At 67.5% G+C, this 11,705-nt stretch carries 9 protein-coding genes; 8 read left to right on the top strand and 1 reads right to left on the bottom strand.

Features of this window, described 5'->3' with window-relative positions; all coding sequences use genetic code 11:
- Positions 1 to 2: 2 nt before the first annotated feature.
- From ACSFA7_RS27285 to ygiD, 7 genes are all read left to right on the top strand, one after another.
- Positions 3 to 1,301, top strand: a complete 1,299-nt coding sequence (locus tag ACSFA7_RS27285; RefSeq protein WP_435502251.1) for a M20 aminoacylase family protein — start codon at positions 3 to 5, stop codon at positions 1,299 to 1,301.
- A gap of 31 nt (positions 1,302 to 1,332) precedes the next feature.
- Positions 1,333 to 2,916 carry an ABC transporter substrate-binding protein gene (locus tag ACSFA7_RS27290; protein ID WP_435502252.1) on the top strand — a complete coding sequence of 528 codons (1,584 nt, stop codon included), beginning with the start codon at positions 1,333 to 1,335 and terminating at the stop codon, positions 2,914 to 2,916.
- A gap of 157 nt (positions 2,917 to 3,073) precedes the next feature.
- Positions 3,074 to 3,985, top strand: a complete 912-nt coding sequence (locus tag ACSFA7_RS27295) for an ABC transporter permease (RefSeq protein WP_435502253.1) — start codon at positions 3,074 to 3,076, stop codon at positions 3,983 to 3,985.
- Positions 3,986 to 4,006: 21 nt separating this feature from the next.
- On the top strand, positions 4,007 to 5,077 hold the full coding sequence (locus ACSFA7_RS27300; RefSeq protein ID WP_435502254.1) for an ABC transporter ATP-binding protein: 1,071 nt from the start codon (positions 4,007 to 4,009) through the stop codon (positions 5,075 to 5,077).
- Positions 5,074 to 6,102, top strand: coding sequence for an ABC transporter ATP-binding protein (locus tag ACSFA7_RS27305; RefSeq protein WP_435502255.1), 1,029 nt, complete (start codon positions 5,074 to 5,076; stop codon positions 6,100 to 6,102). The genes ACSFA7_RS27300 and ACSFA7_RS27305 overlap by 4 nt, the downstream gene beginning before the upstream one ends.
- Positions 6,099 to 8,048, top strand: a complete 1,950-nt coding sequence (locus ACSFA7_RS27310) for a glycosyltransferase (protein WP_435502256.1) — start codon at positions 6,099 to 6,101, stop codon at positions 8,046 to 8,048. The genes ACSFA7_RS27305 and ACSFA7_RS27310 overlap by 4 nt, the downstream gene beginning before the upstream one ends.
- A 118-nt stretch (positions 8,049 to 8,166) precedes the next feature.
- Positions 8,167 to 9,069, top strand: coding sequence for a 4,5-DOPA-extradiol-dioxygenase (gene ygiD / locus ACSFA7_RS27315; RefSeq protein WP_435502257.1), 903 nt, complete (start codon positions 8,167 to 8,169; stop codon positions 9,067 to 9,069).
- 4 nt (positions 9,070 to 9,073) lie between these two features.
- On the opposite strand, the gene zwf is transcribed toward ygiD, so the two are convergent.
- On the bottom strand, positions 9,074 to 10,543 hold the full coding sequence (zwf, locus tag ACSFA7_RS27320; protein WP_435502258.1) for a glucose-6-phosphate dehydrogenase: 1,470 nt from the start codon (positions 10,541 to 10,543) through the stop codon (positions 9,074 to 9,076).
- 145 nt (positions 10,544 to 10,688) lie between these two features.
- On the opposite strand from zwf, the gene ACSFA7_RS27325 reads away from it, so the two are divergent.
- Complete coding sequence (locus tag ACSFA7_RS27325) at positions 10,689 to 11,699, top strand: ABC transporter substrate-binding protein (RefSeq protein ID WP_435502259.1); 1,011 nt, start codon at positions 10,689 to 10,691, stop codon at positions 11,697 to 11,699.
- The last annotated feature ends 6 nt before the right edge of the window (positions 11,700 to 11,705 follow it).

Genomic DNA, 11,705 nt, shown 5'->3' on the forward strand with positions numbered 1-11,705 from the left:
ACATGAGAGCAGCAGAAGCAACCGCTTCTTCCACGGGCGCCACCGCATCGGCCCCGCGCCTCAAGGCATCGGGCAGGGCCTTCGCGAACATCGCGAGCTTCTATCCCGAACTCACGGCCTTCCGCCGCGACCTGCATGCGCACCCCGAACTCGGCTTCGAAGAGGTCTACACGGCAGGCCGTGTGCGCGAGGCGCTGCGTGCCTGCGGCGTCGACGAGATCCACGAGGGCATCGGCAAGACCGGCGTGGTCGGCGTGATCCGCGGCAAGTCGACCGCCAGCGGCCGCATGATCGGCCTGCGCGCCGACATGGACGCGCTCCCCATGCGCGAGGACAACAGCTTCGGCTGGCGCTCCGCCAACGACGGCCTGATGCACGGCTGCGGCCACGACGGACACACCGCCATGCTGGTCGGCGCCGCGCGCTACCTCGCCGAGACACGCGACTTCGACGGCACCGCCGTGCTGATCTTCCAGCCCGGCGAGGAAGGCTTCGCCGGCGCGCGCGTGATGATCGAGGACGGCCTGTTCGACCGCTTCCCGGTCAACGCGGTCTACGCCATGCACAACTGGCCCGCAATGCCCGCCGGCACCGTCGGCATCAACCGCGGCGCGATGATGGCCGCGGCCGATCGCATCACCATCGAGATCAAGGGCAAGGGCGGCCACGGTGCACACGCTTACCAGACCATCGACCCGGTGGTGGTCGCCGCGCACATCATCACCGCGGCGCAGACCATCGTGTCGCGCAACGTGCGCCCCATCGACGCTGCCGTCGTCAGCATCTGCGCGGTGCAGGCGGGCGACCTCGGCGCGATGAGCGTGATCCCGGGCGAAGCCACGCTGGTCGGCACCGTGCGCACCTTCAGCGCACGGGTGCAGGCGCAGGTCGAGCAGCGCCTGACCGAACTCTGCACGGCGATTGCCGGCGGCTTCGGTGCCACGGCTGCCATCAGGTACGAGCGCATCTACCCGGCCACCATCAACACCGCCCCCGAGGCGATGTTCGCGGCCGACGTGGCCGAGTCGCTGGTCGGCGCCAAGAATGTCGAGCGCAGCATGGAGCCCAGCATGGGCGCCGAGGACTTCTCCTTCATGCTGCAGAAAAAGGCGGGCGCCTACCTGCGCATCGGCCAGGACGTGCGCGAAGGTGCCTTCCTGCACAACAGCCGCTACGACTTCAACGACGAGATCCTGCCGCTGGGCGCCGCGCTGCATGCGGGCCTGATCGAGCAGGGCATGCCGCTTGCTGCTACCCGCAGCACGCAGCCAGGGAAAGCAGCCGCCACCGCGGCGCCGTGATGTGTTCGATTTCAACCCGAGGAGTGTTCCCATGAGTTTCAAGAAGAAAGCGGCCGCGGTCGCCGTCCTGTGCGCCCTGAGCGCCGCCAGCCTGGTCGCGAGTGCGCAGACCATCCGCATTGCGAACCAGGGCGACGCGCTGTCGCTCGACCCGCACTCGCTCAACGAGTCGCTGCAGTTGAGCGTCACCGCCAACGTCTATGAAACCCTCGTGGGGCGCAACAAGGACCTGAGCCTTGCACCGCTCCTGGCCACCAGCTGGAAGCAGACCTCGCCGAACGTCTGGCGCTTCGAACTGCGCAAGGGCGTGGTCTTCCATGACGGCACGCCGTTCACCGCCGACGACGTGGTCTTCAGCTTCGCGCGCGCACAGGGCGACGGCTCCGACATGCGCGCCACGCTCAGCGACATCAAGGCCGTGCGCAAGGTCGGCGACCTCGCCGTCGAGATCGAGACCAACGGCCCCTTCCCGATCCTGCCCGACGTGATCTCGCTCACCATGATCATGAGCAAGAAGTGGTGCGAGGAAAACCAGGCCACCAAGCCGGTCGACCGCCGCAAGGGCATCGAGAACACCGCCTCGTTCAAGGCCAACGGCACCGGCCCGTTCCGCGTGCGCGAGCGCCAGCCGAACGTGCGCACCGTGTTCACGCGCAACGGCACCTACTGGGGCAAGATCGAAGGCAACGCGCAGGAGATCGTCTTCACGCCCATCGCCAACCCCGCCACCCGCGTGGCCGCGCTGGTCTCGGGCGAAGTCGACGTGATGGAGCCGGTGCCCGTGCAGGACATCGCGCGCATCAACGCCGCGCCCAATGCCCGCGTCATCACCGGCCCCGAGATGCGCACCATCTTCCTGGGCATGGACCAGAAGCGCGACGAGCTGCTGTACTCCAACATCAAGGGCAAGAACCCGTTCAAGGACAAGCGCGTTCGCCAGGCCTTCTACCAGGCCATCGACATCGTCGGCATCCAGCGCACCGTGATGCGCGGCGCCTCCAAGCCCACGGGCCTCTTGGTCGGCCCCGGCATCAATGGCTGGACCGCCGAGCAGGACAAGCGCCTGCCCTACGACGTCGAAGCCGCCAAGAAGCTCATGGCCGAAGCCGGCTATGCGAGCGGTTTCGAAGTGACGATGAACTGCCCGAACGACCGCTATGTGAACGACGGCCAGATCTGCCAGAGCGTGGCCGCCAACCTCGCGCGCATCAACGTCAAGATCAACCTGGCGGCCGAGACCAAGGGCACCTACTTCCCCAAGATCCTGCGCCGCGACACCAGCTTCTACATGCTGGGCTGGACCCCGACCACCTACGACTCGCACAACGCGCTGAGCTCGCTCACCGCCTGCCCGGACGACAAGGGCACGGGCCAGTTCAACCTGGGGGCGTACTGCAATCCCAAGCTCGATGAGCTGACCAAGAAGATCCAGTCCGAGAGCGACAAGGCCAAGCGCAACGAGCTGATCAAGGAAGCCTTCAAGCTCCATGCGGACGACATCGGCACGCTGCCGCTGCACCAGCAGTCGCTGGCGTGGGGCGTGAGCAAGAAGGTCGAGCTGGTGCAACTGGCCGACAACTTCATGTACTTCAAGTGGATGAGCGTCAAGCCGTGATCCCGCTGGCCGCTTCTTCGGCGGCCTGACCATGGGCCCGCTTCTTGCGGGCCCATTCCTTTTGATACACGATGAAAATTAACCCCCACGCTCCCCTTGCTGCGCAAGGTCCGCTGCCCCCCGAGGGGGCCGCTTTTCATCTTGGGGCGGCCCGGCGATGAAAAAAACACTCGCCCGCTGGCTCGACAGCGACGTCGGCTACAGCTTCCGCACCTCGCCAGTGGCAATGGCTGCGGCACTGATCGCGCTGGTCTGCCTGTTCTGCGCGGCGTTTGCCGGATGGGTGTCGCCGCACAACCCCTTCGATCTCGCCACCCTTGAACTGGGCGACGCCCGCCTGCCGCCCGCATGGAGCGCAGAGGGTTCCGCCAAGTACCTGCTCGGCACCGATGACCAGGGCCGCGACATCCTCTCGGCCGTCATCTACGGCGCGCGCATCTCGATGATCGTGGGCGTCGTCTCGGTCGTGCTGTCGGTCGTCGTCGGCGTGGTGTTCGGCCTGCTGGCCGGCTTTCTCGGCGGCTGGCTCGATTCGTTCCTCATGCGGGTGTGCGACGTGATGCTGTCGTTTCCGCCCATCCTCGTGGCGCTGCTGATCGCCGGCGTGGGCCGTGCGCTCTTTCCCGGCGCGCACGAGTCGCTCGCGTTCGGCGTGCTGATCATTTCCATCTCGCTCACGGGCTGGGTGCAGTACGCGCGCACGGTGCGCGGCTCCACGCTGGTGGAGCGCAACAAGGAATACGTGCAGGCCGCGCGGGTCACCGGCGTGGCGCCGGTGCGCATCATGCTGCGCCACGTGCTGCCCAACGTGATGGGGCCGGTGATGGTGCTGGCCACCATCCAGGTCGCGACCGCGATCATCACCGAGGCCACGCTCTCGTTCCTCGGTGTCGGCGTGCCGCCGACTTCGCCCTCGCTGGGCACGCTCATCAGCATCGGCAACCAGTACCTGTTCTCGGGCGAATGGTGGATCACGGTGTTTCCGGGCCTGATGCTGGTGTTGATCGCGCTCAGCGTGAACCTGCTGGGCGACTGGCTGCGCGACGCCCTCAACCCGCGCCTGCGCTGAAGAGAAAAGGAGAACGCCACCATGACGCTGCTCCAGGTCCAAGACCTCGTCGTCGAGTTTCCGCATCGCCGCGGCACGCTGCGCGCGATCGACCGTATTTCCTTCGACATCGCGCCGGGCGAAATCCTCGGCGTGGTGGGCGAATCGGGCGCCGGCAAGTCGCTCACCGGCGCGGCCATCATCGGCCTGCTCGAGCCGCCGGGCCGCGTGGCCAGCGGGCAGATCCTGCTGGAGGGCCAGCGCATCGACAACCTGAGTTTCGATGCGATGCGCCCCATCCGCGGCCGCAAGATCGGCGCGATCTTCCAGGACCCGCTGACTTCGCTGAACCCGCTCTATACCGTGGGCCGGCAACTCATCGAGACCATCCGCGCGCACCTGCCAGTGACCGAATCCGAAGCCCGCAAGCGCGCCATCGGCCTCCTGCAGGACACCGGCATTCCCGCCGCCGAACAACGCATCGACCACTTCCCGCACCAGTTCTCGGGCGGCATGCGGCAGCGCGTGGTGATTGCGCTCGCGCTCGCGGCCGAGCCCAAGCTCATCGTGGCCGACGAGCCGACCACCGCGCTCGACGTGTCGATCCAGGCACAGATCATTCAACTGCTGAAGCGCATCTGCAAGGACCGTGGCGCGGCCGTGATGCTCATCACGCACGACATGGGCGTGATCGCCGAGACTTGCGACCGCGTGGCCGTGATGTATGCCGGCCGCATTGCCGAGATCGGCCCGGTGCACGAGGTGATCCACCAACCTGCGCATCCCTACACCTCGGGCCTGATGGCGTCGATTCCCGACATGGCGATCGATCGCGAGCGGCTCAACCAGATCGACGGCGCGATGCCGCGGCTCAATGCCATTCCGACCGGCTGCGCCTACAACCCGCGCTGCCCTCGCACCTTCGCGCGCTGCCTCACCGAGCGCCCCGAACTGTTGCATGCTGGCGCCACGCGCGCGGCCTGCTGGCTGCACGATGCGGCCGATCCGCATCTGGGCCAGGCCGAGATCGCCGCGAAGCACCATGACGCTCTCGCGGCTGGCGAACGCGCCACGCCCGAGGCGGCCGAGCCCATCGCGGAGGTGACGCGATGAGCGCCGTGATCGAACCCCGCAAGGAAGCAACCGGCGAGCCCTTGGTCGTCGCGCACGATCTGGCACGCACCTTCGACGTCTCGCCGCCCTGGCTCAACCGCGTGCTCGAACGCAAGCCGCGCGTGCTGCTGCACGCGGTGGACGGCGTGAGCTTCTCCATCGAGCGCGGCAAGACGCTCGCGCTGGTGGGCGAATCGGGCTGCGGCAAGAGCACCGTCGCGCGCCTCCTGGTCGGCCTCTACGCGCCGACGCGCGGCGGCCTGCAGTTCGACGGACAGGACGCGCATGCCGCGTTCAAGACGCCCGAGGGCCGCAAGCTGCGCCGCCGCATCCAGATGATCTTCCAGGACCCCTATGCGAGCCTGAACCCGCGCTGGATCGTCGAAGACATCATCGGCGAGCCGCTGCGCGAGCACGAGATATTGAGCGGCAAGGCCGAACTGCGCGAGCGCGTGGGCGAACTGCTCAAGTCGGTCGGCCTCTCGCCGCTGGACATGAGCAAGTACCCGCACCAGTTCTCGGGCGGCCAGCGCCAGCGCATCTCGATTGCCCGCGCCCTGGCCACGCAGCCCGAGTTCCTGGTGTGCGACGAGCCCACCTCCGCGCTCGACGTGAGCGTGCAGGCGCAGGTGCTCAACATCATGAAGGACCTGCAGCGCGAGCAGGGCCTGACCTACCTCTTCATCTCGCACAACCTCGCGGTCGTGCGCCACGTGGCCGACCAGGTCGGCGTGATGTACCTGGGCCGGCTGGTCGAGGTGGCGGACAAGCAGAAGCTCTTTGCCGAGCCGCAGCACCCGTACACCCGCATGCTGCTCGACGCGATCCCGCAGATGAAGCACACGGGGCGCCAGCGCACGCCGGTGCAGGGCGAGGTGCCGAATCCGCTGAACCCGCCGACGGGCTGTGCATTCCATCCGCGCTGCCCGCATGCGAATGCGCGCTGCTCCGCGGAGCGGCCGAAGCTGCTGGGCCTCAAGGGCGTGCAGGTGGCCTGCCACGCGGTGGAGGAAGGACGGCTGTGACGGTGGGCCGCCCGGTCGAATGGCCGGAGGGTTTTCCGTACCGGCCGCACCTGCGCTTCTGTTCGCTCGGCAACGAGAACGTCGCCGAGGTGATGGAGAGCTTCCGCATCGCCTGCGAGCGCCTTGGCTGCACCACCTCCGTCGAAGCCACGCCGAGTGTCGACAACGCCGACATCAATGTCTTCTTCTTCGCGATGGGCCTGGGCCTGCCCTCCGACGAGGACCTGCCGCCCAACACCATCGTCGTCAACTTCGAGCCGGCGCTGCCCGAGCTCCTGGCGGAATTGCCCGGTTATCGCCGCCTGCTCCAGCGAACCTGGGTGTGGGAATACAGCCTGGAGAACCTGATGCACCACCAGGCTCTGGGCATCTTCAGGTCCGACTACGTGCCGCTGACCTTCGAGCCGCAGGCGACGCCCGTGGTGCCGCTAGACCAGGTGCTGCCCGACGAAGAACAGGACATCGATGTCATCTTCTTCGGCGAGACCATGCCCCGGCGCCTCGAGGTGCTGCGTGCGCTGGAGGCTTCCGGGCTGCGCGTGGCCTACCCCATCGGCACGGCCTGGACGCCCGCGCAGCGCGATGCGCTGCTGCCGCGCGCCAAGGTCGGGCTCAACATGCGCAAGGCCGACCGCACCGCCACGGCGGAGGTGCCGCGCCTGTCCATCCTGCTGCGCAACCGCAAGGCGGTCGTGTCCGAGCTGTACGCCCATTCCGAGATACCGGCGGTGCTGCGCGATGCGGTGGAAGGCTGCACGAAAGACGAGCTCGTGGCGCGGGTGCGCGCCCTGGTGGCCGATGCCCCGCGGCGGCGCGCGCTCGAAACGGCCGGGCCCCTGGCGCTGATGCGCCTGCCACCGCAGCAGGACGTGCTGGCCGGAGCGCTGCGCCGTTTTCTCGCGGCTACCCGTCAGCGCCTGATTGGCAATCGGACCGTGGCCGCCGCCTCCGGGGCCGCGGTGTCGGTGCTGATGGTGACGCGGAACAACGAAGCCGACGTTGCGGATGCGCTGGCATCGATGGCGGCGCAGACGCTCTCCCCGCATCGGATCATCGTGGTGGACGATGCATCGACCGACGGCACAGTGGCGCTGATCCGCGACCGGATGCAGGCCGATCCGCGTCTTTCCGGGCTGCTGCTGTTCCAGGCTCCCATACCGATGGGTTGGGCGGCCGCGGCGCAATGGGGGCTTTCGCAGGCAGAGGGCGATGCGCTGGCGCTGTGGTCGCCGGGCGAGCCGAGCGGGCCGAACCGCCTGCAGGTCCAATCCGCTTTCCTGCAGGCCTCGCCGACCATCGGCGCGGTCGGCGCCCGCAGCCCGTCCGGGCCTCTGCCGGAGATGCACGCGCAGATCCTGGCCGGGATGCTGATTCACCTGCCGTCCGACCAGCAGCCCATGCCGATGGGCAGCCTGATGCTGGCATTGCCCCGCATCCGGCAACGCGGCTTCGGATTCGACGCCACGCTCGGCGAGTTCGCGTGGATGGGGCTGCTGCTGGAACTGGTGCGCGATGGCGCCTTGTTGGCCAATCTGAATGTGGAATTGATCGGCGGCTCGAAGACGCGGGAACGGTTCGAACCGACGGCCGCGCACGTGATCGCGCTGGCCCATGTGCGCGAGCGCCTGCTGCCTCTGGTTTTTCCAAACTTGTCGTCAAGCGATGCCCAGCGGCTCGCGCGGCTTTATGGGCAGGAATGGGCGCCCGACGCATCGGACGCCACCGCCTTGTTGCGCGACATGGCCACCGCCTGCGAAGGCCGCGGCGACCCGCATGTCGCCACCGTGCTGCGCGGCGAATGCCTGCGCGTGCTCGACGTGTACGCACAGAACGCCCGCCTCGCGCCGGGCTACATCCGCGGGCTGATGGCAGAACCCTTGCTGCGCGACTTCCTGGCCCCGCTGGGCGAGCGCATCTACAGCTTCGAGCCGGGCGGCACTTCCTGACTTGAACGTGCGTGTGCGTAAACGCACAGCCGGGATGTCGCAGCCGCTGCAAAGTGCTGCGGCAGACTTCGAAGAGACCATGACAAGCAAGACGATCCTCTCCCTCCGGTCCCGGCCGATGGCATCCGTCCTGGCGCCCGCACCCGGGCGCCGCGGCTTTCTCATGGGATCGGCAGTGGGCGCGACGACCGCGCTGGCATCCCTCGCAGGCCTGTCGCAAGCGGCCGCCGCTGCGCCTTCACGGCGGATGCCCGTCATCTTCATCGGCCATGGCACGCCCATGAACGCCATCGCCGACAACGCGTTCACGCGCCGCCTCTCCGCATGGGGCAGGGAGCTGCCGCCGCCAACGGCCATCCTGAGTGTCTCGGCGCACTGGCTGAGCCGCGGCGCCACCGGCGTCGGGGTGCAGGCGAGGCCGAAGACGATCCACGACTTCGGCGGCTTCCCGCAGGCGCTGTTCGATGTCGATTACCCCGCGCCGGGCCATCCGGCACTCGCCCGCGAAACCGTCGGCGTGGTGAAGCAGTCGCCGGTGATCGCCACCGACCAATGGGGGCTCGACCATGGCACTTGGTCGGTGCTCAAGCACCTCTATCCGAAGGCCGATGTCCCCGTCTTCCAGCTCAGCATCGACTACGACAAGCCGGCTGCCTTCCATTACGCGGTGGGGCGCGACCTGGCCGCATTGCGCGACAAGGGCGTACTGGTGATGGGCAGCGGCAACGTGGTGCACAACCTGCGCGCCACCGACCGCGGAACAGCCGATGGGCCGAAGGCGAGCCGCCCGTGGGCGCAGTCCTTCGACGATGCGGTGAAGTCGGCGCTCACCGGCCGGGACGACCGCGCGCTAATCGGCTATGAAAAGCTGGAGGGCGCATCGACCGCGGTCGCGACGCCCGATCACTACTACCCGTTCCTCTACGCTCTCGGCGCCGCCGGGCAGGGCGAGCGCGCGAAGACGATCTACGAGGGATTCCAGTCCGGCACGCTCAGCATGCGCTGCGTGCAGTTCGGCTAAAGGCTCACTGCTCTTCGCCCCACGAAAAGCCGTCGCGCGCAATCATCGCGCTCGACGCGCTCGGCCCCCAGGTGCCGGCCGCGTAGGGACGCGGGCCGCCGTCCGATTCCCAGCTGTCGATCAGCGGCTCCACCCAGCGCCATGCCTCTTCCTGCTCGTCGCTGCGCACGAACAGGTTCAGGCGCCCGTCGATCACGTCGAGCAGCAGGCGCTCGTAGGCGCCCACGCGCTCGGCGCCGAAGCGCTTGTCGAAGTCCAGGTCCAGCTGCACCGGCGCCAGCTGCGCGGCGGCGCTCTGGTGACCGTTGCGCTGCCGGTTGTCCTGCGCCTGCGCGAGCATGTGCAGCTCCAGGCCGTCCTTGGGTTGCAGGTTGATCACCAGCTTGTTGACGTTGCCCGCGGGCGCGCGGTAGATCGCATGCGGCGTCGGGCGGAAATTGACTTCGATGCGCGCATCGCGTGACGCGAGCCGCTTGCCGGTGCGGATGTAGAACGGCACGCCGGCCCAGCGCCAGTTGGCGATTTCGGTGCGCAGCGCCACGAAGGTCTCGGTGCGGCTGTCGGGATCGACGCCGGGTTCGTCGCGGTAGCCCTGCACCCGCTCGCCGTAGGCGGTGCCGGCGGTGTACTGGCCGCGGATCGCGTGCAGGCTCAGGCTTTCGGGTGTCCAGGGCTTGAGGGCGCGCAGCACCTTCAGTTTCTCGTCGCGGATCGCGTCGGCGTGCGAGTTGATCGGCGGCTCCATGCCGATCGCGCAGAGCAACTGCAGCGCGTGGTTCTGCACCATGTCGCGCAGCGCGCCGGTCTGGTCGTAGAAGGCGCCGCGCTTCTCCACGCCCAGGTCTTCGGCGATGGTGATCTGGATGTTGGCGATGTGCTCGCGGCGCCAGATGGGCTCGAACAGCGCGTTGCCGAAGCGCATCGCGAACAGGTTCTGCACCGAGGGCTTGCCGAGGTAGTGGTCGATGCGGAAGACCTGTTTTTCTTCCAGCACCTTGCCCACGGCCGCGTTGATGGCGCGGTTCGAGGCGAGGTCGTGGCCCAGCGGCTTCTCGAGCACGATGCGGGTCTTGGGGCCATTGAGGCCGGCCGCCGCGATCTGCTCGACCACCTGGGTGAAGAGGGCGGGCGCGGTGGCCACGTACATCACGACCGTGGTGGCGTCGCGCTGCTTGAGCAGGTCGGCCAGCTTGGCATAGTCGTCGGGCTTGGACAGGTCCATGCGCAGGTAATGCAGCATCGACGCGAACTTCTTGAACTCTTCCGGGGAGGGCCGCTTGGCGCCTTCGACCGCGCTGAAGCGCGACTGGATCAGCTCGCGGTACTGGTCGTCCGACAGGTCGTCCCGCGCCACGCCGACGATGCGTCCGTCCTGCGGGAGGCTGCCGTGCCGGAAGGCCTGGAACAGCGCGGGCATGAGTTTGCGCCACGCGAGATCGCCAGTACCGCCGAACAGAACGAGATCGAAGCTCATGAGAAAACTTTCCTTTGTCTGAGTGCCGAGCAGGCAATGTGCCAGTCGCGATGGTACTTGTACCGATTCCCGGGACCTGTACTAAAGCTACGCTGCCCCCAGGCCGCAAGGCCTTTTTTTTATCCACGAGGCAGGGAAATACCAGATGAAGAAGATTTTTTGCGCAGCCGCGCTCGTGGGCCTGTCGGCCGCCGCATCGGCACAGACCGTGAACGTGATCTGCTCGGTCCAGGCCGAGTGGTGCAACGTGATCTCCACCGTCTACGCCCGCACCACGGGCGTTCGCATCAACATGGCGCTCAAGGGTTCTGGCGAGGCGCTGGCCCAGTTGATCGCCGAGAAGGACAACCCCAAGACCGACGTCTGGTTCGGCGGCACGGGCGACCCGCACCTGCAGGCGGCCGAGCAGGGCCTCACGCTCGAATACAAGTCGCCCACGCTCGCGCAACTGCATCCCTGGGCCCAGCAGCAGGCCAAGCAGTCGGGCTACAAGACCGTCGGCATCTATTCGGGGCCGCTGGGCTTCGGCTACAACCCCGAGCTGCTCGCCAAGAAGAAGCTCGCCGTGCCCAAGACCTGGGCCGACCTGCTCAAGCCCGAGTACAAGGGCGACATCCAGGTGGCCAACCCCGCGTCCAGCGGCACCGCCTACACGATGATCGCCACGCTGGTGCAGATGATGGGCGAGGACAAGGCGTTCGAGTACCTGAAGGCGCTGCACAAGAACGTGGGCCAGTACACACGCTCGGGCACCGGCCCGATCAAGGCGGTGGCACGCGGCGAAACCGCGATCTCCATCAGCTTCGTGCATGACGGCCCGGGCGAGAAGATGCAGGGCTTTCCGGTCGAGACCATCACGCCGAGCGATGGCACCGGCGCCGAGATCGGCTCCATGAGCATCATCAAGGGCGCGCGCAACCTGGACGCCGCCAAGAAGTTCTACGAATGGGCGCTCACGCCCGCCGCGCAGGAGCTCGGCGCCGCCAACAAGCAGTTCCAGCTGCCCAGCAATGTGGGCGCCAAGCTCGATCCGCGCATTCCTGACTTCAAGACGATCAAGTTCATCAACTATGACTACGCCAAGTACGGCGCCAGCGCCGAGCGCCGGCGCCTGATCGCGCGCTGGGAAAAGGACGTCAACTCGCTGCCCCGCTAAGGGAAG

This window comes from Variovorax trehalosi, from assembly GCF_051216415.1.
GTDB lineage: Bacteria > Pseudomonadota > Gammaproteobacteria > Burkholderiales > Burkholderiaceae_C > Variovorax.